This is a genomic window from Bartonella sp. B30(2025) (assembly GCF_053793825.1).
Genome location: NZ_CP200034.1, coordinates 860,574 through 885,325 on the forward strand (window position 1 = coordinate 860,574; position 24,752 = coordinate 885,325).

Sequence of the window (24,752 nt, forward strand, 5' to 3'; positions counted from 1 at the left end):
GCCTAAATATACGAAAAAGGATTCTGGAATGTTAACATACAATCATTTTTTTTTATATTTTATGTTTCTTTTAACTGCATAACAAAAGAAATAAATGCGTCTCCACGCATTTCGTAATTTTTGAATTGATCGTAACTTGCACAAGCTGGTGAAAAAAGAACAACAGACTCTTTTAATTTGCAACAAGCCGCATCTATAGCTGCTTCATGCACCGCATTTTCTAAAGTTAAGCTCATAGAAAAAGGAAATGCAGATCCAATAACACCAGAAAATTCTTCTGCTGAACTCCCAATTAAATAGGCTTTCCGAATTTTAGGAAAAAAACCTTTCAGAGTATTAATTCCTCCTTTCTTTGCTTGCCCTCCAACAATCCAAAAAATATCATCAAAGGCAGAAAGTGCAGGAGCCGACGCATCTGCATTGGTAGCCTTGCTATCATTAATAAACAAAACTGATCCAATTTTACGCACCTGCTGCATACGATGCGCTAATCCTTTATAATTTGCCAAATGCTTTTCTAGATATGGATCCGTAATTTTTAAAGCCTGCAATGTTGCCAATACCATAAGAGTATTTTGTGCATTATGACTACCGCGCAATGTGCTTATATGGGCAAGATCTGCAAGCATATGAGACTTTCCATGCCGAGCAGAAAAAAGTTTTGTCCCCTCTGCATAAAAACCATTTGCAATAAAATGATTCTTAGAAATTGGCTCAACTTGGCGACCTTTATCAATCAATTTTTGATACAAATCCTGACAAGCTATATCATCAATTGAAATAAAAGCATGGCGTGCTTTAGAAACCAAATACTTCTTAGATTGCACATAGTGAGCAAAGCTGCCATGGCGATCAATATGATCTGGTGTTAAGTTCAATAAAATACCAACTGTCGGCTGAAGAGATGGTGTAAGATCAATCTGAAATGATGAACACTCAATGACATAAATACATTTTTTCACAAATGGCTTTAACAATAATATTGGAGTTCCAATATTTCCTCCCATCTGTACATCATACCCCATTTCTTTTAATAAATGGGTAAGCAAAGCTGTTGTTGTCGATTTCCCATTTGTGCCCGTAATAGCAACAAATGGCACATCCTTATCATGCAAGCCAGAATGTTGTAAAAAATGGTTACGCGCGCGAACAAATAATTCAATATCGCCGATAATTTCTACATTTGCTTGACGCGCTTTATCAACAACCCAATGAGGTTTAGGATAAGTTAAAGGAACTCCAGGCGTTAAAATCAATGCAACAAATTTGGACCAATCCTCATATTGGAGATCCTTGGTTGAAATATTTGCCTCATTAGCTGTTTTCACACCTGAGGGACTATCGTCCCATGCAACCACTTCTGCACCGCCACTTATCAATGCTTGCGCTGCAGCTATTCCTGACCGTCCTAATCCAAACAGAGCTACTTTTTGACCTTTAAAACACTCAACACAAATCACAATCTCACCGCAACTTAAGTGTTGAAAGACCAATCAAAGCCAAAACAATTGAAATGATCCAAAAACGTATGACAATTTGGCTTTCTGTCCAGCCTTTTTTTTCAAAATGATGGTGAATTGGCGCCATGAGGAATACACGTTTTTTTGTCAATTTAAAATAACCAACCTGAATAACAACGGAGAATGCTTCTACAACAAAAAGCCCACCAATAAAAACCAAAACAATTTCATGCTTGGTTGCCACAGCAACAACACCCAACAATCCTCCAAGCGCTAATGAACCGGTATCTCCCATAAAAATTGCCGCAGGAGGTGCATTAAACCATAAAAATCCAAGACCAGCACCAACAACAGCTCCCAATAAAACAGCTAATTCACCTGTCCCTGATACATAATGAATTTGTAAGTAATCGGCGAAAATTATATTACCAGAAAGATAAGCAATTAAAGCAAAAGAAAGAGCGGCAACCATGACAGGAACAATAGCAAGCCCATCAAGTCCATCAGTTACATTAACTGCATTACCAGTTGCGACCATAACAAAAGCAGAAAAAGGGATAAAAAACCAACTTAAATTAATAAAGTAGTCTTTCACAAAGGGTAACGCTAATTCAGAAGAGCCAATTTGCAAAATACAAAAAGCAGCAACCATCGCAATCAAAAACTCTAAGCTTAGTCGTGCTTTACCAGAAAATCCTTTCTCCGTTTGTTTTGTTACCTTAAGATAATCATCATAAAAACCAATCGCTCCAAAACAAAGCATAACAAACAATGATATCCAAAGATAAACATTTGATAAATTACACCACAAAAGAGCCGATATAATAACACCAGTTAAAATCATTAATCCACCCATAGTAGGTGTTCCAGCTTTTTTAAAATGTGTTTGAGGACCATCGGCTCGAATCGGCTGCCCTTTCCCTTGTCGCAATTTAAGAGCGGTAATGATGCTAGGACCAAACAAAAACACTATCAGCCCCGATGTAAGCATAGCTGCAATAGTACGAAAAGTAATGTAACGAAAAACATTAACGCCTGGAAGCCAATCACTAAGCAAAGAAAAAAATAGCATCATAATGTAAAAAAAACCCACTAAAATTATAAAGAAAACACTTTATAGCGATCAAGCAATGCAGTCACAATATCTGATGCATAAAGACTACGAGATGACTTAATCATCAACAGATCTCCATCAGAAATTTCTGCAAAAATAAGAGATAAAATTTTTTCAACATTTTCAGCATAATAAACCTTAACGTATGGGGATAGATCAGTAGCTAAAAACTTCATAGCCTCACCAAATAAAAAAACCGGATTAGCGCCAGAAAGGTATACTGGTTTTACTAAATCACGATGAAGCTTTTCACTATAAGCTCCTAATTCTAGCATATCTCCTAAAATAGCAATTCGCCTACCACATGGTCCTATTTCCCCTATAGCCAGCAAATCAAGAGCAGCACGCATAGAAGCGGGATTAGCATTATAGCTTTCATCAATTAAATGAAATGAACCTCCATTTGATAAGGACAATCGATAACGAACACCGCGCCCCTTTTGAAGCAAAAAATGGCGGAAAGAAAGTAAAACACGTTCTAAATCAACACCAATAGCATCACAAACAGCAATAACACTTAAGCTATTTTGTATAATATGTCGTCCAGGAGCACCAATTTTAATTACCCTATCTTGCTCCCCAACACGTAAAATCATAGAGGAATAATCTGCGAAAAGATGTATATTTTTTGCCTGATAATCAGAATTTTTAATCTCACCAAAGCTTAAGATTTTTTTCACACCACATTGCTTTGCCTTTAAGGCTAAATGAGAAAAAAAATTATTATCTGCATTTAAAATGGCAATGCCATCCTCATCCAACCCTTCAAAAATTTCAGCTTTTGCATCTGCAATTTCCTCCAGATTATTAAAAAATCCCATATGCCCAGCGGCAATCTGCGTAATCAAAACCACATGTGGATGAACCAATTTAACAAGAGAACGAATTTCATCTTTATGATTCATACCAATTTCGAAAATACCATAATCGCTATCAACAGGCATTCGCGCCAAAGTTAGCGGGACCCCCCAACAATTATTAAAAGAAGCAGGATTAGCATGAACTTTTCCAACAGTTTCAAGTGTCTGTTTTAAAATTTCTTTTGTTGTTGTTTTCCCAACAGAACCCGTTATAGCAATAATCTTAGCCTTTGAGCGCTTACGTGCAGCTTGTGCGAGTTTTTCTAATGCTTGCAGAACATCAGGAACAACAATGAATGGAAGTGATAACTTTTCTACTTCAGGTAAATGATCTTGCGCAATAACAACAGCTCCAGCACCTTGTGCATAAGCTTGTGCAGCAAAATCATGGCCATCAAAGCGATCGCCTTTTATACAAAAAAAAATATCGCCCTTTACAAGCGTTCGGCTGTCAATAGAAACCCCAGAAAACGTCTCTGGTATGCATCCAATTGTAAAGCCCTTCATCGCAGTCAGCAGTGTTTGTTTATCCCATAGCGCGATCATTACTCTCTTTCCTTTAAAGCAGAAAGCACGTGCAAACGATCTGAAAAGGGATAGATTTCTTGCCCTATAATTTGACCATCCTCATGACCTTTTCCAGCTACAATCAATGTATCTCCAGCTTCAAGAAGTCCTACTGCATAAGAAATTGCTTCCCCCCGATCTGCTATTTCTATTGCCTCTGGTACTGCTTGTAAAATATCTTTTCTAATTTTTTCTGGTGTTTCAGTGCGAGGATTATCATCAGTTACAATAACAATATCAGCCTTATTCGCTGCAATTTTGCCCATTAAAGGTCTTTTTTCTTTATCACGATCACCACCACAGCCAAAAACAAGAATGAGACGCTTCTGCGTAAAAGGACGAACCGAAAGCAATACTTGCTCCAAAGCTTCTGGTTTATGCGCATAATCTACATAAACAGGAGCATTATGATTTGTTTTTCCCACCAATTCTAACCGTCCAGGTGCTCCTCGTAAATTTTCAAGAGAACGAAAAACTTTCTCAGGAGACACTCCCGTCACAATTGCTAGCCCCGCAGCTATAAGTGCATTGGCTACTTGAAAATCTCCAGCTAAAGGCAAATTAAAAGCATAAATATTGTTTCCCATACGACACTCAACAGACTGTTTAGCACGTTGATGTTCAACACGATTAATCGTAATAAATTTCCCTTTGCGTCCTATTGTTAATACGCGGCGGTGTGACCGTTCAACATACTCAATAACTTGTTGCGAATAAACATCATCTGCAAAAATTAAAGCGGGAAAATCCTGCGGCAAAAGCGTATCAAATAACTTCATTTTAGCACGCAAATAATCCTCCACGCACATATGGTAATCCATATGATCATGTCCTAAATTCGTAAAAGCCGCTGCCGCAAAGTGGACCCCATCAAGCCGACTTTGATCAAGTCCGTGCGAAGATGCCTCAAGAGCTACATGCGTAACACCTTCATTTGCAATTTCATATAATAAATGCTGTAAAATGATCGGATCTGGGGTTGTAAGAGATCCGTAATCATTCCGTTTTGGAGAAACAACACCTACTGTTCCTATGCTAGCGGCACAAAACCCTGCATATGTCCAAATTTGCTGAGCAAAAGATACAACCGATGTCTTTCCACTTGTGCCTGTCACAGCTACGACAGTTTCAGGTTGAAGATCATAAAAGCGTGCAGCTGCTACCGCTAAACTATGACGGACATCTACAACACGTAAAACTGGAACAGATAAATTATCAAGAGTGAAATTATAATCTGTAACAATAGCTCGTGCACCTCGATTTATTGCATCGTTTATGTATTCTCTGCCATCTCCCTTATTTCCTTGAATAGCCACAAAAACATAACCCGGCACTATTAGTCGAGAATCCGCACTGATTCCTGTAATTTCCATCTGTCCAAGACATTCATCTTTGATGTATTCCGGAAACAATGTCCCAAGTAGCATGCTCTAACACCTATCTTTATGTTAATTTACTATTGTTTTAACAATTTCATATCACCATTAGGTTTTAAAATTGTTTCATATTCTTTCTCAAAATCTGGTTTAATTCCTAAAAAGATAGCCGAACGGCGAACAATATTAGCAAGCATTGGTCCTGCATTCATCGCTGCTGTTGCCGATTTTTTCCCATCTTCAGGCTTAGGTTCATCAATAATTGTTAAGATCACATAAGAAGGGTTTTCAATCGGAAAAGCTGCAAGAAAACTATTTAAATTTTTTGTTTTAGAATATTTTCCATTTTCAACTTTTTCAGCTGTCCCCGTCTTACCACCAATCCGATATCCTTCTACTTTAGCATTACGTCCAGAACCAATATTGCTGTTTAATTGATAAAGATAACGCATATCTTGGCTTGTTTTAGGTTTCAAAACAGACTTTGCATGTTTTAAAGCTTGTGCTTTTGTGCGTTTTAAAAAGGTAGGCGTAATCAACCAACCACCATTCATTAAAGCAGCAGCGCCTACTGCTGTTTGTAAAGGCGTTGTTGCCATACCATGCCCAAATGAAATTGTCATAGAATGAATATCATGCCAATGACGCGGTTCAACAGGATGAGCAACTTCAGGCAATTCAGTTGTTATACGATCGAGTAAACCTAACCGTTTTAAAAAGTTACGATGCCCATCAACCCCTATCGCTAATGCCTCTTTAGAAGAACCAATGTTAGAAGAATAAATAAAAACTTCCCATAATTTTAAAGAACGATTTTTTCCATGAAAATCATGAATAAAATAATGCCGACCTACTTGCAAAGGTTGTGAAGCATCAATGATGCTGTTTAAATGAAAAATACCTGAATCAAGTGCCATCGCAGTCGTAAAACTTTTAATAATCGATCCCATTTCAAACACGCCAGCAGTCATCCGATTTAAGCGATCACTTTTTAAAGCATCAACAGGATTAATAGGATTAAAATCAGGTAAAGATGCCATAGCCAAAACTTCACCCGTGTGAATATTTAAAATAATTGCTCCAGCAGCGATTGCTTTATAACGCTTCATTGCTTGGATCAATTCATCATGTACAATTGTCTGAATACGTATATCAAGTGAAAGCTGAACAGGCTTTAATAACGATTCAGTTGCAAGACCAGCGGCACGCAAAATGCTTAAACCGGAATCATCAATATATTTTTCCATACCCGCTATACCTTGATTATCAACATTAACTACACCAAGAATATGCGAAGCTACAGAGCCACCTGGATAAAAACGACGAATTTCAGTACGGAAACCAATACCTGGAATACCAAGCGCCATGATTTGCGACTTTTGCGTTGGAGTTAATCCACGTTGTATCCAAGAAAAACCAGTCTTTCTTTTTAAGCGCTTATAAGTTTCATGCCAATTAAGATTAGGCAAAACTGTTGAAAGCAGTTCTATTGTTTCATCCACATCAATAATGCGTCGTGGTTCAGCAAAAAGCGAATAGGTTTTAATATCCGTTGCTAATAAACGCCCATTACGGTCAATAATATCGGGACGAACAGATAATTGAAGAACTGCTGGACCTTTTGCTTCTTCAATCTGCCCACCTTGAAATCCATAAGAAATAAGGCACACCCCCATAACGCTATACACAGTAAAAAAACCTAACAAAGAAAGAAGCAAACGCGCACGAATAGAATATAGACGGTCAACAGAAAGATTATGAATATTTAGCTTATTATTTAAGCGATTTTTTTTTCGCGAAAATAAAAATGATAGATTTATCACTGTACGCCCTTTTGAATAATATCATCTATACGTAAGACATGATTATTTGCATTATTTGCTAAAAATTCTTTACTCTCTTTCACAGTATTTTTTTGAATAATTTCTTCGATTTCTTCATGCACACGTGTCGGAATATCTTCAAACTTTACGATTTGTCGAGGCTGAATTATTTCTAACTCAAGCTCTTTATGGTAACGCTTTGCCAGTTTCTGCATCCGCGAAGGCTCTATCATTACAGCCCACTCAGCATGAAGTAAACTAACCATATTTTTTTCTGCTAAAATTTTCTGTTCAAGACTATGAATTTCGCTCATACGTTTTTGCACATCATATTTCACCTTATAAGTAAAACCTGCCATACAAATCATAAGCATGACTAAAATCATATCCAAGGTGCGAAAAACTGTCATTTTTTGTCACCTTCAAAACGAATAATCTCACCCAAGTCAAATAATTTCATATCTGCAGCAAGATCATCGGCTTTAGTACGCACACCAATACGCAACCTTGCAGAACGTGCACGAGGATTTTGTTCTATTTCTTCTTCACTTGCTGTTATTCCCCCCTTGAACAAAGGAAAAAATGTCGCTGGTGGTGTTTCTACTTCAGGAAGATAACGTGATCCTCCTCGTCTTCCTGAACGAGCAGAAAAAAATCTTTTAACCATGCGATCTTCAAGAGAATGAAAACTCACTACGCCTAAACGACCTCCTACTTTCAAAACACGCTCAGCAGCAAATAAACCACGTGCAAGCTCGCCCATTTCATCATTAACATATATGCGAAGTGCTTGAAATACACGTGTTGCAGGATGAATACGATCCTTTGGACTACGACCTACCAATGTTTCAATGGCATGAGCAAGATCACCTGTGCGTAAAAAAGGACGAACAGAGCGGCGTTGCTCAATCATTCGCGCAATTCGATTTGCATAACGCTCTTCTCCTAATATTTTAAATATCTTAGCTAACTCGTTTACTTTTAAATTATTCACAACCTCACTTGCAGTAAAACCAGTCTGCGCCATTCGCATATCCAATGGACCATCTTTTTGAAAAGAAAATCCTCTTTCAGCATCATCAATTTGCATTGAAGAGACACCAATATCTAAAATAACTGCATCTACTTTCTCTTGAACTACGCGATCCAACTGTGAAAATTCTATTTGCACCAAACGAAGTCGTGGAAAAAACTCATCAACAAGCGGTTGTCCTTCACGAATAGCCTGGGGATCTCGATCAAGAGCAATAACATCTGCGCCTGCATTTAAAAGAGCGCGCGTATAACCACCAGCACCAAAGGTACCATCAATTATCTTTACTCCAGCCAACGGTGCAAGCCCAGCTAAAACCTGCTGTAATAACACTGGAATATGGCGCTCAGCTCTGTTATTCTGTTGTCTCAAAATAATTCGTCTTGCTTTATGTTTTTTCAAATCAATAGCTATTCATAATAACTCATGTCATGATACCCAAAACTTTAACTTTCAGATCCTATCACTATTATAATGAACGGACACAAAGCTAAAGTTGATCCGACACACATATTAACGTATTATGCTTAAAAAAATGTTATGATTTTTAAAAAAGCATTTTCTGTCTAAGTACGCAAACAAAGACACAAATCTTCATAATCAAGACGTGTATAACACCAATTACAGAAATATCAGTCGGCCTGTAAGCCGGGTTCTGTATGGTAAAGTTCACACTCTACATGGCAACCATTCATCTGGGACGGATGTTACCATCCGCCTCGTGCAACCTACCCAAATGACTCACCTGGAAACTGGCTGCAAGTTAAATCTTGCACGTCATTTCTATTCGGTCTTGCTCCCGGTGGGGTTTACCTTGCCACATTCATTACTGAATGTGCGGTGGGCTCTTACCCCACCCTTTCACCCTTACCTATAAAAATAGGCGGTTTGCTTTCTGTGGCACTTTCCCTAGGGTCGCCCCCGCCGGGTGTTACCCGGCACCGTTTTTCCATGGAGCCCGGACTTTCCTCACTTACCGCCTTTAGGCATTGAGCAAGCGCGGCTGCCCGGCCGACTGACGTGCTACTTATAAAACATTTTTTATTCCATGAAAATAGCTCTATAAAGATATTTTATAAATCTTATAAAAAACTGACTAACCTTAAAAGATATTATCATTTTAATGAGGCGAGATAAGTTTTTACTTTTGAGCAATATTTTGCTGAAGTGGAATTCATTTTCTTTGCAGCGTGACCTGCATTGTATTTAAGAATTGTTCCGCATGTGCTACCGCCACTTAATTGATATGCCCGTGCTAAATAACGCATACCATATTCGAGATTAGTTGCAGGATCGTAAAGTTCTTTCACAGAACCATTAAAACCTAATCCCCGTGCAGTAGATGGTTTAATTTGCATTAGACCTATTTCACCAGCCGCTCCTTTTGTATATGCTTTATAACTGCTTTCAACATTTACAACAGCATGCGCTAAATTAACGGGAACATTATACTTATTCGCGAATTTCTTAATAAGAGACTCATAAGGACGAGCAGACACTTTAGAAGCAACACTTACTAAATTTTCGCTTGAATCTTTTACAGTATTTAACACTGCACGCGCTATACTTATGTCAATCACCAAAAACACAGCGCATGCCGCACTTAAAAGGATCTTTAAAAATTTCATTCTCTTTCTCTTCAATAAGACCTTCCTAAATTACAACTACAATAGCTTTGTTGATGTATTATATGTAAAAAAAAGCCAAAAAGTGTTCTAAAAATGAAAATATAAAGAAAATTTCAAGTTCATTTTTCATGTTAAAAGAAAAATAATCAATTTATTAAATATATAAATTGTATTTTATCAAATATTGAAAAGTAAAAATCTACAACACAAATTTTCATGTATCAAATTAAAACTATACAATATACAAGCTACTTATATTGACACATCTGCCATATTAGTAATTTTTAGCGATAAGAAACTTTTGAAAAACTTTATTATTTCTATGCATATTTATTAGACACTTAATGTGTTAGATCTCTCATCATAAAAATAGCAAACACAATGAGCAAGTTTTTATAAAAATGCCGCTCAATAGCACCATACTTAACAAAATCAGAATATTCTCAGCATCCTACAGAGAAGAAAATACTCTCTTCAAAAACTAATCATTTTGTAGGAAATAATATATCTATACAATAACACAGCAATTTTTAAACAGAGAAATAAATACGAAAAAACTGGTAAAAAGAACTACTTTATTAATCTAACTTTTTACTCACATTTAACACAAATATTACAAAATTTAGAAATATACTTCTCCTCTACACGTTTTCAGTGTAGAAAACATAATTAAAATGCTGAGTCAATAAAAACTTAACAAAAATTTTATGAAAAACTAAAAATATTCATCACCAATGGAAGGATTGGAAGTCACTTTCGATATAACAGCAGCAACAAATTTACCAAATTTTTGCGCGTGCTCATCGCTTAAACCGTCTGCATAAGCGGCAGTAATTGCTTTTTGACGTATAAGCTTAACTGCTTGTTCTTTTTGCTGAGGATTTAAATTAGAAAGTCTCACAGCAAGATCGGGAAAAGATATTAACAATCTTTCCAAGATCATACCTTCTGTCAAACTCTCCTTTACAGGAACTACCTTAGCTTGACTAAAAGAAAACAGCTTAGAAAGTAAAAAACCACGCTCTCCCCCATCCCGAAAAACAAAAAACCTTCCCCCAAAAAGTAAAAACACAAACAAAATCAAAAATATACTACGCTGCCCAGAAGATTTCATTACTTTACTCGCAAATAATAACTTCATTTACAAATTCTGCAGCACACTAAGCTCCTCACTCTTAATTATCGTATAAACCTCCCTTCAATGACATCTAATATCTCTCATAAACGTTTTTTATTACATTTTTTACTCTGCATCTCACCCGCTACTCACCATTCTTTAAGTCTATTATTTATGAGCCCTAAAAAGGCCCGGCTGAGGTTTCCCTCAGTCAGGCCAGACAATCTAAGGGATCCACGCGGGGGGAGGGGAGGAGGTTCCCTGATCGTCGCTGCATCCACTAAACAGTCGATGCACTCCTGCTATGAAATAAAATATTCTAAACAACAAGAATTTCTTGTTGTCCTTTGTAAAAAAAATATAAAAAAGTTGCAAATTGACTTAAAAGTGTCAAAATATTGGCAAAATAAAGCGAAAAATGATCCAATTTGGAGCAATTTTATTTTGAACGCACCAATAAGTGCTTTTTAAATTTCCATTATATTTAAATTTCCATTATATTTAAATTTCCATTATATTTAAATTTCCATTATAATTGACTAAAAGATTGACTGCTAAATTTATTTCTCTAGAAATTTAAAAAAATACATAACTTTTATCGTTTTAACATCGGTAAGAAAGCCCAATCCAAGAAACACAATAATTATCCACCACATACCATAATTAAATTTGAAATGTGGTTAATAAGAATATAAAATATGAATTGTAAGCTTAAGAAAAATTCATTTTCATGCAGAAATTGCTTTCAATGCACTACTTTATATCATCTACACAGTACTTTAAATCTTTATTGTGGATTATATGAGCAATAAACTGCGTCCGTATAATCCACCATTTTTTCATTTCTAAAGCATAAGTCTGCTCTATGAAAAATATAACAAAAAAAATTCTACCCGCTTTTTATCTTAAACACGGCAAATAAAAGCATCATAATATGGCACATATCCCTTAAAAATAAAGCAAATAAAAAACAAACTATGCCATCGATTTTTTTAAATTTAAGCTCAAATTAAATAAAAAACGCTATCGCGTAAGCGGTTTATAATTCACACGTTTAGAGTTAAGAACATCTGTACCCAAACGGCGAATCTTGTCAGCTTCATATTCAGCAAAATTACCTTCAAACCATTCTACATGACCATTACCTTCAAAAGCCAAAATATGAGTCGCTAATCGATCAAGAAACATACGATCGTGCGATATAATAACAGCGCAACCAGCAAAGTTTTCCAATGCATCTTCTAATGCACCTAACGTTTCAGTATCAAGGTCATTGGTTGGTTCATCAAGAAGCAGAACATTCCCTCCTTCTTTTAAAAGTTTAGCCAAATGTACGCGATTACGCTGCCCTCCTGACAAATTTACTACTTTTTGCTGTTGATCTGCACCTTTAAAGTTAAATGCGCTACAATAAGCGCGACTGTTCATCTCATATTTACCTAACTTGATAATGTCATTTCCGCCAGAAATTTCTTCCCAAACAGTTTTGTCACCAGCCAATAAATCACGATTTTGGTCAACATAACTCATTTGAACAGTTTCTCCGATTCGTATTTGTCCCGAATCTGGTTGCTCCTGCCCTGTCAACATTCTAAATAAAGTTGTTTTTCCCATCCCATTAGCACCAATAACTCCAACAATCCCACCAGCAGGAAGCTTAAAAGAAAGAGAATCTATTAACATACGCTGGTCATATGCTTTGGTTAAGTTATCAACTTCAATAACCACCTGCCCCAACCTTTCGCCAATAGGAATAATGATTTGCGCCTCTCCAGGGCGACGTTCATGTGCAGCTCGAACTAACTCATCATATGCCTTAATACGAGCTTTTGACTTTGCTTGCCGCCCTTTTGGACTGGATGCTATCCATTCTTGTTCACGCGCTAATGCACGTTGACGAGCAGCTTCTTCACGGCCTTCTTGAGCTATCCGTTTAGCTTTAGCCTTTAAATAAGCAGAATAATTTCCTTCATAAGGGATACCTTTACCGCGGTCTAATTCTAATATCCAACCCGTTACATTATCAAGGAAATAACGATCATGCGTAATCAAAAGCACAGCGCCTGGATATTCACGTAAATGCCTCTCAAGCCAAGCTGTCGTTTCAGCATCCAAGTGGTTTGTTGGTTCATCCAAAAGCAATAAATCAGGTTTGGATAAAAGCAACTTACAAAGAGCAACACGCCGTTTTTCACCTCCTGAAAGTTTTGTTACATCCGCATTTGCTGGTGGACAATCAAGAGCCGCCATAGCCATTTCTATTTGATTTTCTAAATCCCAAAGATTTTGATTATCGATGATATCTTGAAGCCGTGCACTTTCATCCGCTGTTTCCTCGCTATAATTCATCATCAATTCATTATAACGATTCAAGATTTCCTGCTTCTCCGCAACACCTTCCATTACATTGCCACGCACATCTTTGCTGGTATCAAGAACAGGCTCTTGCGGAAGATAGCCACAACGTGCTCCCTCAGAAAGCCATGCTTCTCCTGTATATTCTTTATCTAGCCCAGCCATAATACGTAAAATGGTTGATTTACCTGCACCATTTTGCCCTAAAATACCAATCTTTGCATCTGGGTAAAAAGATAAATGAATATTTTCTAAAATTTTTTTATTGCCGTAAGCTTTATTAAGTCCAGCCATGTGATAAATAAATTGACGTGCCATAAATTTCTCTTTATTTTTTTAAGTATTTAAAGGTTAGAATTTTAAAAAATACTTTTACTTTCTTTAATTTCGCGATAACAACAGTTGCGTTACTAAAAATTATTAACTTTATACTGATACATTTTTTCTCTTCTCACAAGCCCTACTACAATTCTGAATGCATAAAAACAAACCTCTTCAAAGCAAGAAAAAAATTTTTTTCGCTATACCTGAGACATGTCATCAGACGTCCTTTCTCCTTTCTATACCAAATACAATATTATGTTTTTATCGTATTCATCCAACCTATCAATGTAATGTAGTCCCACAACAAAAACCAATTCTCTACGCCCCTTCTTTTCTGGCTTTATGGGCTGTACATTACGCAGTCAAAAATCCCCATCTTTTTTCAGCGCTTTTGTGTCATAGGAAGCAATGGATTTCACCCCCCGCATTAATGTGGCTAAAATTACGTTTAAAAAATGACCGTCGTCTTATGGGATCTGATGTACCAAGCCCTATGATTATTAAATCTTTACACGAGCATATTACTAATAGCAATTACAATGCGCTTTCCATTGGCACATGGTTAGAGTTAGTGAAAAACTATAAGATAAGTTGTAAAAACTTATCGCTCCCAGTTTTTTGGCTTAATGATTACAAAAACAGCACCAACCTTCATCAAATTATTTCAAATCTGAAAAATGAAATCTAATCTTCAAGAATCATTACAAAGAAGAAATCCTTCATCAAAATAGAAGGAATCTTTTATAGGAATGTATTTATGGAAAAAAAAGTCTTAATCGTCATTGATATTCAAAATGATTTTTTGCCAGGTGGAGCACTTGCAGTCCCACAAGGTGATATCATTTTACCTGCAGTTAATCATCTTATCGATCAGTTTGATAATGTGATTTTAACCCAAGATTGGCATCCCCAAAATCATTGCAGTTTTTCCTCGTCTCATCCAGGGAAAGCACCTTATGATACAATTAAGCTTGATTATGGGGTCCAAACGCTTTGGCCCGATCATTGCATACAAGGAACAAAAGGAGCAGAATTTCACACATCTCTCAGAACTGATAAAGCACAACTTATTCTTCGAAAAGGCTATAATAAAAAGATTGATAGCTATTCTGCCTTTTTTGAAAATGATCAAAAAACTCCAACAGGTCTCCATGCTTATCTTAAAGAACATGGTTTTACAAAGCTAGCAATGTGTGGTTTAGCAACAGATTTTTGTGTCGGATTTTCCGCACTCCATGCTGTAGAATGCGGCTTTAAAGTTAGCGTTTCACTCAATGCCTGTGCTGGTATTGATCTAAATGGGTCGCTTAACACAATACTAAAAACTATGAATGAGACAGGCATAGAGCTCTTGATGGCTTCTTAGAGTTTATCGTTTTTCTTAACGATTACAATGATAATAATAAAAACTGTTTATCTGGACACAACTTGCTTTTTTAAGGAATCATGCTTAACGCGAATAGAAGAATACAATGCCATTCCAATAACAAATACACCAATAAAGCCCGTTAATACTTCAGAAACTGATGTAATGATTTGCATATACATAATAACTGCAAGTATCAAAATTGCATAAAAAGCACCATGTTCCAAATAACGATAATGCGATAATGTTCCTGACTTGACTAACATAATAGTCATAGAACGAACGTAAAGTGCTCCTATACCAAGGCCAATTGCTATAATAAAAATGTTATGTGAAAAAGCAAAAGCACCAATAACACCATCAAAAGAAAAACTAGCATCCAGAATTTCTAGATAAAGAAATGAACCTGCTCCTCCTTTAATAACTGCAGATACAGCAACATTAGGAGCATCCAGAAGTGAGCTTACAGCTTCAACTGCAATGAATGTCAAAAGTCCATAAAGAGCTGCCAATAAAAAGGTTATTTTATCTTCTGTTATAATCTGCCCTAAAAAAAATAGGATCAGAATCAAAACAATTGCAATATCAATCCCAACAAATGTTCCAAGCTTTTTCGCTGGTTTCTCAATGAAAGTTAACCAATGCACTTCTTTTTCAGGATTTAAAAAATATTTTAAACCAACCATCATGAGGAAAGTTCCTCCAAAAGCGGCAATTCCTACATGAGCATTCGTTAAAATTGCGGCATATTGATGTGGTTCCCATATTGCCAATTTCATTGCGGCGATGGGGTTAATCCAAATAGCAATAGCAACAATCAACAATGGAAAAATAATCCGCATCCCGAACACCGCTATTAAAATACCCCATACTAAAAAACGACGGCGCCACAATGGATTCATGTTCTCAAGGATGCGTGCATTGATAATAGCATTATCAAAAGATAAAGAAATTTCTAAAATTCCTAAAGCACAGCAAATGAAAAGATATTTAAAAAAACCTACAATATTTCCTGTTTCAAACCAACCAACAACCCCTCCTGCAAAAATGCCAACAATTGTAAAAAAAAAAGCCCATTTAAAACAGCCTAATAGGGCCATGGTCATTCCTCAAAATCTTTCTTGAATCCATTTTAGCACATTTTAAAATGATCTGTTCATATAATAATAAAATGCACACAGCGAGTTTATTTATATGAAATCTTTTTCCTAAAAAACAAGTGAAGAATCAGATAAGAGCACCTTTTATTCGAAATGAACACCATCATTCAATAATAAAAGAAATAATACAAATAAAGGAAATAATACATTGAAAATCGCTTTTTACCCACTAAAATTAAATATAAAAAGAAATAAATGTTATAAATTGTTTAAATATTGATTACAAATATTGACATTGCATAATGAGACATTAATACACAGTGTGCATTTATCATCTATAGCTTTCACTATGATGATTTACTGAGGGAGATAATTCGTGGCACGTCCTGAAACTGAAGCAAAAACTATATTTGGAAAACGTTTACGTTATGTACGCCTCGCTTTAGGGGATCCATCACGTGAAACATTGGCTAAAAGTTTTAGCATGACGAAAAATTCCATTGCCTTCTATGAGCGTGGGGAAAGAGAACCAAATCTCAGTGTTTTGCAAACATATCGTACATTGTATGGGGTCAATATTAATTGGCTTTTGACTGGACAAGGCAAAATGTTTGACACTGAATATACTAAAGGTGATTTCGATTGGAATTATTTTATTAAAAAACTTGAAGGACTTGAAGAAATCCTTGTCAACAGCGATAGCAATAAGGAATTGAACAAAGAAAAAATCGAAAGCTCTTATGAAAAATTACAACAATATTTATTAACACAGGGTTCGTCCGATAGCCTTAATTCAAAAACATCAACCTCTTTGATTGATATGAAAGCAAAAATGGCGAATTCCTATACTCTTAGTCTATTCATAGATTTACTTATTCGAAGCATATCGCAAAAGGAGGTTATCACAAATCAGTAAATGCCAATGTCAAAGGGAATGGAATAAAAAGTAAACTTGAATTTTACTAAAATAGAAAAGGCATCCTAAATTCTTTACGGAGTAGAGAATGGGAGTTGTATTGTAGAATTCACTTTTATAATGAAATAAATGTTTTCCTAATGACAGTAAAAGATCAATAGTCGTTTTACGGTTGTTGAGAGTAGATGTTTGTATATTAGAACTTAGTTTATGAAATTTTAAAAAACTGTTGACTACTTATTCTTTAGATGTACTTAATATTCATGGTCAAATGATACTTATACCGTGAATTGTAAGCTATTTTATGAGGTAAGAAGCATGTATTTTGAAGTGTTTCAAGGAGTTCACAATCAATGGTACTGGCGTTTAATCTCAAGAGATGAAGAAAAGATTGCTTTTTCTAGTAAAGGATATCCAACAAAGCAGGATACTCTTATGAAGATTGAACATATCAAAAGAATTACACATAAGGCTCTTATTAGAGAATTACGGGTTTAGTGTTTTTTGTTATTTAAAGAAAAATTTATTTTACGTATGAGGTGCATCACCTTTTTATGATTTAACAAAAAGGTGGTGCGTTTTTTTATGGTAAAGAGTCATACTTTTGTATAACTGCGAGGGATTTGCAAGTATTTTCTAACTTTATCACTGATATTGTCCTTTTCTTTTATTGCCTTCACAAAATCAATTTAAAATTAATCATAAGGTTATATTTAAATTACTAATAAGCAACAGTGATACTATTGCCCTTATTTTAAAAGAAGATAAATCGATTTTATTCTTATAAGAAAGTATATTTGAAAATTCTTATTTAATTTAAACGCGGAGGAGTAAAATTATTTAAATATAAAAAAACAAGTGACTCTGCGCAAAATAAACATTTCTATCCAAATATTCTAAAACAATAAATTTATCGATGAATTTTTATAATGAATAAAGTAAATTTTGTTTAAGAACTTAAATGAGTCCTAAGTAGTTGATCTTCAAAAGAAAACACACTCTTCCCTTATAGGTAGGGCACAAATCATCATCTCGCATCAGTGCAGTTTGATAATAGATTTTATTTATTAAGTGGCAAAAGATGAGATCAAATGAGAAAATGCAATTCCTCATTACTGTTTTTTGTATAATTTTCTACCCAGATATATGATTTTCCGAATGTAATTTTCTCTCAGAAAAAAATTAAATAAAGAATAAAATCAGCTTCAAATCAATGATGAATAGAAAAAATGTACAAAAGACACTTGTTACAGAATTTCTTCATACCTTGCAACAGACTATCCATTTTATTGGGTTAGCGTGGGCCTGGAGGGACTCGAACCCCCAACCAAGCGGTTATGAGCCGCTGGCTCTAACCAATTGAGCTACAGGCCCCACAGACTGTCCTTCTCTAAACTAAAATATCTTGTTATACAAGAGCTCGCTTAAATTATAAGCTATTTTTTTTCATTCACATCTATTTTTTCTAATATTCTAGCTTCTTTACAATATATTTAAAAAGTGAGAGAGTGATACATGAACAAACAAAATAATAAATCGGCAAAAAAAGGAATAGAAATGAAAAAAACCCTTTTCCAATCACTGAATGGCTACCCAATTATAACTATGGTAGCATTCACATTGCTAGCGACTCCATTGACCGCACACGCTGAAGATAGCAAACCGAAAAACTCAACCATTACAGTTACCGCAATAGGCGAAAGTCAAACAACACCTGACATAGCAATTATTAACCTAGCTGTTGTCACTGAACACAAAACTGCCCAAAAAGCATTAACAACTAATAATAAAGCTATAAACAATATTATAGATGCTTTAAAAAATAGCGGTATTCAAGCAAATGATTTGCAAACATCAGGATTATCCATTTATCAATCCGTCCAAGATAAATATAATAACGAAAAAAAGGAAAACGAGAAACTCTATCATGTTTCTAACTCTTTAACAGTACGTATTCGTGATCTTTCTAAAATTGGTAAAATATTTGATCAAGCAATGGCGCTCGGTGTTAATTCCGTTAGTGGCATTCACTTTATCAATGGTGATACAAAGCCATTTTATCAAGAAGCGCGAAAAAAAGCTGTTTCTGAAGCTATTGAGAAAGCAGAAACTATAGCACAAACAGCCCATTTAAAATTAGGAAAAATTATTAAAATCAGTGAAAATAATGATAACTACCTGCCAACACCTCGTCTAACAAGAATGTCCGCAGATACAAATGATACAAATACAAATTTTTCAAGTGGTGAATTAAGTTATCATGTCGGTATCACTGTGACATTTGCTGTCGAATAAGCCTCATAAAAAATCTATTATATGAAGAATACCACATCATCGGCCTTTACTTAGAAGCCCGGTGATATGGTAGATATAATCTTCTTCAGATGACAATTCATCGTCATAAATTTCTATCTGTTCGCGTGCAGAAAATTGTGCTAAATGCACCGTCTGAGAATTTCCTGATACCAATGGATGCCACCACGGAAGGCTTTTTCCTTCATTAATAAGTCGGTAAGCACAAGTTTCCGGAAGCCAACGAGCTGTCCGGATCGTTGCTATGTCAAGTGATATACAATCTGGAACGATTGATTTACGATGCACATAATCTCGACATCGGCAAGTCTCACCGTCTAAAAGATGACACGCAACACTAGTCGTGTAGATATCACCAGAACAATCATCTTCTACTTTGTGTAAACAACAATGCCCACAACCATCACAGAGGCTCTCCCACTCAGAAACAGAAACCTCTTCCAACTTTTTCACTTTCCAAAAAGGTGTCTCTTCACTCATAAAACCGACAGTACCTTTTTTAAGAAAAACAATCTACTCAAAAGCAAAATAAACAAAATTCAATTTAATGGAATGAAATAAACCTCAAGCATACATTTCGTATCAATGAAAAATAATCCATTAAAATAGCTATGTAACTGAAAACGTACAACAAGCTAATGTATGAGTCTAAAATATTTTACAGCTTCAGGCCTTAGCATAATCCAAATGAAAATTTGGACATACCTTTCACATCATATCAACCATTTTTGTAAAGACCTTCAACAAAACATCCATAAAAATAACGTACAATAACAACACTTTATATCACTTCTATCAATAAACTCTCAGGTGCACGCAATTATAACACTCCAAACATCAGTTACTCTTTTCAAAATTGTCTTATAAACCTTTATAGCTTGATAGATCACATAGATCACAGCACATTTATCAAAACCTAAAATTCGATATGAGAATTTTTCCAAAATCACTGAAAAGTCGCATTATTGTCTTTTCCAAGCAACATACGCGACACGTCTCTCAACTTTACGCATAAAAAAAACCATACGCTTTAAAGTAAACGATACCTTCTCTAAGAATCGAGAAAACTGCGTAATTTCCGTGAACGGCTTGGATGTTTTAATTTACGAAGTGCCTTTGCTTCAATCTGACGAATCCGCTCTCGTGTAACCGAAAACTGTTGTCCTACTTCTTCTAATGTGTGATCAGTGTTCATCCCTATACCAAAACGCATCCGCAACACACGTTCTTCACGTGGCGTTAATGAAGCAAGTACGCGAGTCGTTGTATCACGCAAATTAGCCTGAATAGCTGCATCAATCGGTAATAATGCATTACGATCCTCAATAAAATCACCCAAATGAGAATCATCTTCATCACCAACCGGAGTTTCAAGTGAGATCGGCTCCTTTGCAATTTTAAGCACTTTGCGCACTTTTTCCAACGGCATAGAAAGCTTGCTAGACAACTCCTCTGATGTTGGCTCACGTCCAATTTCATGTAAAATTTGACGAGATGTGCGAACAATTTTATTAATCGTTTCAATCATATGAACAGGAATACGAATAGTGCGCGCCTGATCAGCAATTGAACGTGTAATTGCTTGACGAATCCACCACGTAGCATAAGTTGAAAATTTGTATCCACGTCGATACTCGAACTTATCTACTGCCTTCATCAAACCAATATTGCCCTCTTGAATAAGATCAAGAAATTGCAAACCACGGTTAGTATATTTCTTTGCTATTGAAATCACGAGACGCAAATTAGCTTCCACCATTTCTTTTTTAGCAATAGTTGATTCGCGTTCACCTTTTTGGACTTGTGTCACAATTCTGCGAAACTCACCAATTGAAATAGCAGTTTCTTGTGCAAGATTTTGTATTTCGCTGCGTAAATTTTGAATCTCTTTAACCTCATGTGTTGAAAATTCTTTCCAACCTCGCCCCGATAAAGTTGCAATATAATCAACCCAATTCGCATCTAATTCACGCCCTTGATATTCTTTTAAAAAATCTTCATGACTAACACCATAATTATTGGCAAGCCTCTTCAATTTACCTTCATTATGAATCAATCTTTTATTAATATCGTAAAGTTGCTCAACCAAGGCTTCAATACGATTTTGATTTAAAGAAAGAGATTTTACTGCCTGAACCAACTCACACTTTAATTGGGTACATCTCTTTTTCTGAGAAGGTGAAAGAGCCCCTTCTTTTCGCTCTGCTAAACTGCTTTCAACATGCTGATCTTGTAATTTTCGTAATTTTACATAAGTATCCGCAATGAAATCCAATGTTTCCATAACTTGAGGACATAGCTCATTCTCCATTGCTGCGAGCGACAGATTGGCCTCATCATCTTCATCATCATCTTCATCAAGTCCCATATCTCCTGAAAGAAGCCCCATTTCATGCGCTCCAGAAGATAATTTTTCTTCTTTCAGTTTCTCAACTTCACTTCTCTCAATGATGGGCGCTTGCTTAGCCTCTGGACCAGCATAAGTCATTTCAAGATCAATAATCTCACGAAGAAGAATACGCTGCTCTTTTAATTCTTCACGCCATATAATCAGGGCTTGAAAAGTCAAAGGGCTCTCACAAAGCCCTGCGATCATTGTTTCACGTCCTGCTTCAATACGCTTAGCAATAGCGATTTCACCTTCTCGTGAAAGCAGTTCAACGGCTCCCATCTCGCGCAAATACATGCGGACTGGATCATCAATAGAATCTGATACTTCACGTTTAGAAGTCGTTGCAACAGCATAATTAGTAGCTTCTACTAAATCATCACTCTCTCCAGCAACTTCCTCTTCATAATGCTCGGAGTCGACTTCGTCTTCATTATCTACAACGTTAATGCCCATCTCAGAAAACATCGCCAAAACATCTTCAATTTGTTCAGACGTTACCTCTTCAGAAGGAAGAACCGCATTGAGTTCATCCATCGTCACATAACCATTTTTTTTGGCGAGTTTAACCATTTTTTTGATGGCATCATCAGAAAAATCAAGAAGAGGACGATCCATACTTGCTTGGCTCGTTACTTCCACATTATCTTTCCGTTTAATTTTTGTTGCCATACCGTTTTCACTCCACTTGATCACTTACCCAGCTTTCATGTGACCAGCTTTTTTGCATTCTCACTTAGCATATTAGAAGCTCCTCGTACGTCCCTTCTTAAAGGAGAGTTCTATTAAAATACAAAGAATACATATCGCACACGCTCTTTATTCACACAAAAACACGGAAAAACCCCTAGAAGCTTCCCCGACACCTCTCAGCCTTTCTGAGAAAATTTCGCACCATATAATAAGAACCAATTTCCCGCTTTTTCCAAAATCTAACTGTCATTAAAAAAACGACACACTCCATACCAATTTTACAATACTTAGCTCTAGGTGACTGATTCGCTACAAAAAAGCGAATCATTTTATTTCATCTTGCTTATTCCCATCTATTTTTTCATTAAACCAACTTCCAAATCCTTCAATTAAAGCTTCTGTTGCTTGCATCTGCTCTAGTTCAACTTTTATTTCACGAAGCAGATCAAAAACCTCACTATTAGGATTTTTCATGAGTTGCTCTTCAATATCTTGCAATCTCTTATGTAGGTGGTATTCCTGAAGATGCAAGTAGAGAGCTTGTTTTAATACGGCACGGGCATCCTCTATGTTCCCCTCAGAAAAAACAATATGCATACCAACATTTTTCACTAAATTTTTCATATGCTCCAAAAAGGATTTTAACCCTTTTTCTTCTAAAGATGCAATCATTTTTTCTTTACAATGAGACTGCCGGCTTCCAAGAATTTCTAACATCGATTGATAAAAATTCATTAATTGCGTATTTTGTAACTCTAATTCAGCAAGAGTTTCAAAGTTCTCGTACCATAATTCAGGATAATGCGCTAAGATAAGTAAAATAACAGCTTCACGTAAAGGAAGAGAGCGTGATGAATTACGTACCATGTCAGAATTTGCTAACGTAGAAAAAGATTGATTTTTAAATACTTTATCTATTTGATTTTGATCATATCCTCTTGCCCTTTTCTTTGTTGAAAAAGATGGACGAAAAAAATTAAAAAGCCGCTTTTTTATATCTTGCAAATAATAGCGGCGTATATCTTCATCTTTAATCATAAAAGCTTGCTGTTTGAGTTGTTTTTCCAACATTGCGCGCGCTTCTGGAGTTTCAAAATGTTTGCCGTAGGTAGCACGCTGCCACAAAAGCTCAATGAGTGAAATTGATTTTTGCAAACAAGTAGCAAAAAGCTCTGCTCCACCAGAACAAATAATTTCATCTGGATCTTTTCCTTGTGGCAGCAAAACAAAGCGTACAGATACCCCAACCTTTAAAAGAGGAAGAACACGCTCAGCAGCACGAAAAGCCGCTTTTAAGCCGGCATCGTCTCCATCAAAACATAAAATTGGATCAGCCCCCATCTGCCATAGAAGATTAATTTGAGCTTCTGTTAACGCTGTCCCCAAAGGCGCAACCACCCCTTCAAAACCAGCTTTAGTTAATGCGATCACATCCATATAGCCTTCAACAACGAGGAGTGAACGAACTTTATTATCGCCAATTAAAAAACTATTTTTACGTGCAGCTGCTGCATTATAAAGAATATTTCCTTTATGAAACAGTTCTGTTTCAGGACTATTGAGATACTTTACCGACGTATTCTTATCTAATGCGCGCCCACCAAAAGCCACCACACGTCCACGTAAATCTTCAATAGGAAACATAATACGATTTTTAAATCGATCATACGCAGCTGCACTTCCTTCATTCAATGTCAGAAGCCCACAATTTTCCATTTGTTTTATTGAGATACCGCGCGAACTTAAAGCTTCTTTCAGAGCTGTACGCCCAATTGGGGCAAAACCAATCCGAAACCGCTCTGCAAGCTTTGGCGTTACGCCACGCTCATCAAGATAACGACGTGCTTGTTCCCCACTTTTTTCTCTCAAACTATATTGAAAAAAATCCGTAGCTATTTTCATAACATCATAAAGGTCAGCTTTTTCCATTTGACGTTTATAGCTTTGGGGATCAAATACAGGTAATTTTATTCCCGCAAAATCAGCTAAACGCTCTACACTTTCTGAAAAGTGCAATCCATCAAGCTCGCAAAGGAAAGTAAAAATATCACCACTCACACCACAGCCAAAACAATAATAACGACCTTTGTGATCATCACAATGAAAGCTTGGTGTTTTTTCACCATGGAACGGGCAACAACACCAAAAATCTCCTCGTGAAGGCTTGCTTTTTTTAGAATCAAATGTCACCCTTTTGCCAATTACAGCCGAAATGGGTAACCTGGCACGAATTTCATCAAGGAAGTCAGACGGAAAACGCATTATCTCTCACAGAGTTGTAAAATTCTTTTTGCATATTTAACGGCTTTAAAACATAA

The 24,752-nt window shown here is 36.1% G+C and carries 19 protein-coding genes, 1 tRNA gene and 1 other RNA gene; 5 read left to right on the top strand and 16 right to left on the bottom strand.

Features of this window, described 5'->3' with window-relative positions:
• Positions 1 to 59: 59 nt before the first annotated feature.
• The 11 genes from murD to ettA all read right to left on the bottom strand — a co-directional run bounded on the left by murD (position 60) and on the right by ettA (position 13,651).
• Positions 60 to 1,460: a UDP-N-acetylmuramoyl-L-alanine--D-glutamate ligase gene (gene murD, locus V4P55_RS03705; RefSeq protein WP_455473786.1), complete on the bottom strand. Its 1,401-nt coding sequence runs from the start codon at positions 1,458 to 1,460 to the stop codon at positions 60 to 62.
• A gap of 4 nt (positions 1,461 to 1,464) precedes the next feature.
• Positions 1,465 to 2,535 (bottom strand): phospho-N-acetylmuramoyl-pentapeptide-transferase, encoded by a 1,071-nt coding sequence (gene mraY, locus V4P55_RS03710; RefSeq protein WP_455473787.1) that lies wholly within the window; start codon positions 2,533 to 2,535, stop codon positions 1,465 to 1,467.
• A gap of 23 nt (positions 2,536 to 2,558) precedes the next feature.
• Complete coding sequence (locus V4P55_RS03715; protein WP_455473788.1) at positions 2,559 to 3,980, bottom strand: UDP-N-acetylmuramoyl-tripeptide--D-alanyl-D-alanine ligase; 1,422 nt, start codon at positions 3,978 to 3,980, stop codon at positions 2,559 to 2,561.
• On the bottom strand, positions 3,980 to 5,428 hold the full coding sequence (locus tag V4P55_RS03720; protein WP_455473789.1) for a UDP-N-acetylmuramoyl-L-alanyl-D-glutamate--2,6-diaminopimelate ligase: 1,449 nt from the start codon (positions 5,426 to 5,428) through the stop codon (positions 3,980 to 3,982). The genes V4P55_RS03715 and V4P55_RS03720 overlap by 1 nt, the downstream gene beginning before the upstream one ends.
• A gap of 29 nt (positions 5,429 to 5,457) precedes the next feature.
• Positions 5,458 to 7,197 carry a peptidoglycan D,D-transpeptidase FtsI family protein gene (locus V4P55_RS03725; RefSeq protein WP_455475031.1) on the bottom strand — a complete coding sequence of 580 codons (1,740 nt, stop codon included), beginning with the start codon at positions 7,195 to 7,197 and terminating at the stop codon, positions 5,458 to 5,460.
• Positions 7,197 to 7,610 (bottom strand): cell division protein FtsL, encoded by a 414-nt coding sequence (ftsL, locus tag V4P55_RS03730; RefSeq protein WP_455473790.1) that lies wholly within the window; start codon positions 7,608 to 7,610, stop codon positions 7,197 to 7,199. Before ftsL ends, V4P55_RS03725 begins: the two co-directional genes overlap by 1 nt.
• Complete coding sequence (gene rsmH, locus V4P55_RS03735; RefSeq protein ID WP_455475032.1) at positions 7,607 to 8,647, bottom strand: 16S rRNA (cytosine(1402)-N(4))-methyltransferase RsmH; 1,041 nt, start codon at positions 8,645 to 8,647, stop codon at positions 7,607 to 7,609. Before rsmH ends, ftsL begins: the two co-directional genes overlap by 4 nt.
• A gap of 214 nt (positions 8,648 to 8,861) precedes the next feature.
• Positions 8,862 to 9,252, bottom strand: an RNA gene (gene rnpB, locus V4P55_RS03740) — RNase P RNA component class A.
• A 96-nt stretch (positions 9,253 to 9,348) separates the two neighbouring features.
• A complete protein-coding gene (locus V4P55_RS03745) occupies positions 9,349 to 9,861 on the bottom strand; it encodes a lytic transglycosylase domain-containing protein (protein ID WP_455473791.1) in 513 nt (170 codons plus the stop codon).
• Between the two features lie 715 nt (positions 9,862 to 10,576).
• Positions 10,577 to 11,002, bottom strand: coding sequence for a hypothetical protein (locus V4P55_RS03750; RefSeq protein WP_455473792.1), 426 nt, complete (start codon positions 11,000 to 11,002; stop codon positions 10,577 to 10,579).
• A gap of 999 nt (positions 11,003 to 12,001) precedes the next feature.
• Positions 12,002 to 13,651 carry an energy-dependent translational throttle protein EttA gene (gene ettA, locus V4P55_RS03755; RefSeq protein WP_455473793.1) on the bottom strand — a complete coding sequence of 550 codons (1,650 nt, stop codon included), beginning with the start codon at positions 13,649 to 13,651 and terminating at the stop codon, positions 12,002 to 12,004.
• 157 nt (positions 13,652 to 13,808) lie between these two features.
• On the opposite strand from ettA, the gene V4P55_RS03760 reads away from it, so the two are divergent.
• Both V4P55_RS03760 and pncA read left to right on the top strand, forming a co-directional pair.
• Complete coding sequence (locus V4P55_RS03760; protein WP_455473794.1) at positions 13,809 to 14,345, top strand: hypothetical protein; 537 nt, start codon at positions 13,809 to 13,811, stop codon at positions 14,343 to 14,345.
• A gap of 69 nt (positions 14,346 to 14,414) precedes the next feature.
• The gene (pncA, locus tag V4P55_RS03765; protein WP_455473795.1) at positions 14,415 to 15,023 is read left to right on the top strand and encodes a bifunctional nicotinamidase/pyrazinamidase; all 609 of its coding nucleotides are present in this window, start codon (positions 14,415 to 14,417) and stop codon (positions 15,021 to 15,023) included.
• Positions 15,024 to 15,070: 47 nt separating this feature from the next.
• Here pncA and V4P55_RS03770 read toward each other — a convergent pair whose 3' ends face one another.
• Positions 15,071 to 16,123 carry a DUF475 domain-containing protein gene (locus tag V4P55_RS03770; protein WP_455475033.1) on the bottom strand — a complete coding sequence of 351 codons (1,053 nt, stop codon included), beginning with the start codon at positions 16,121 to 16,123 and terminating at the stop codon, positions 15,071 to 15,073.
• A gap of 376 nt (positions 16,124 to 16,499) precedes the next feature.
• Between V4P55_RS03770 and V4P55_RS03775 the strand changes: the two genes are divergently transcribed.
• Both V4P55_RS03775 and V4P55_RS03780 read left to right on the top strand, forming a co-directional pair.
• A complete protein-coding gene (locus V4P55_RS03775) occupies positions 16,500 to 17,039 on the top strand; it encodes a helix-turn-helix domain-containing protein (protein ID WP_455473796.1) in 540 nt (179 codons plus the stop codon).
• Between the two features lie 318 nt (positions 17,040 to 17,357).
• Positions 17,358 to 17,537 carry a YegP family protein gene (locus tag V4P55_RS03780; RefSeq protein WP_455473797.1) on the top strand — a complete coding sequence of 60 codons (180 nt, stop codon included), beginning with the start codon at positions 17,358 to 17,360 and terminating at the stop codon, positions 17,535 to 17,537.
• 802 nt (positions 17,538 to 18,339) lie between these two features.
• On the opposite strand, the gene V4P55_RS03785 is transcribed toward V4P55_RS03780, so the two are convergent.
• Positions 18,340 to 18,413 (bottom strand) — tRNA-Ile (locus V4P55_RS03785).
• 183 nt (positions 18,414 to 18,596) lie between these two features.
• On the opposite strand from V4P55_RS03785, the gene V4P55_RS03790 reads away from it, so the two are divergent.
• Positions 18,597 to 19,334 (top strand): SIMPL domain-containing protein, encoded by a 738-nt coding sequence (locus V4P55_RS03790; RefSeq protein ID WP_455473798.1) that lies wholly within the window; start codon positions 18,597 to 18,599, stop codon positions 19,332 to 19,334.
• A 36-nt stretch (positions 19,335 to 19,370) separates the two neighbouring features.
• Here V4P55_RS03790 and V4P55_RS03795 read toward each other — a convergent pair whose 3' ends face one another.
• The 3 genes from V4P55_RS03795 to dnaG all read right to left on the bottom strand — a co-directional run bounded on the left by V4P55_RS03795 (position 19,371) and on the right by dnaG (position 24,696).
• Positions 19,371 to 19,832 carry a YcgN family cysteine cluster protein gene (locus tag V4P55_RS03795; protein WP_455473799.1) on the bottom strand — a complete coding sequence of 154 codons (462 nt, stop codon included), beginning with the start codon at positions 19,830 to 19,832 and terminating at the stop codon, positions 19,371 to 19,373.
• Positions 19,833 to 20,403: 571 nt separating this feature from the next.
• Positions 20,404 to 22,413 carry an RNA polymerase sigma factor RpoD gene (gene rpoD / locus V4P55_RS03800; RefSeq protein ID WP_455475034.1) on the bottom strand — a complete coding sequence of 670 codons (2,010 nt, stop codon included), beginning with the start codon at positions 22,411 to 22,413 and terminating at the stop codon, positions 20,404 to 20,406.
• Between the two features lie 345 nt (positions 22,414 to 22,758).
• Positions 22,759 to 24,696 (bottom strand): DNA primase, encoded by a 1,938-nt coding sequence (gene dnaG, locus V4P55_RS03805; protein ID WP_455473800.1) that lies wholly within the window; start codon positions 24,694 to 24,696, stop codon positions 22,759 to 22,761.
• Between the last annotated feature and the right edge of the window lie 56 nt (positions 24,697 to 24,752).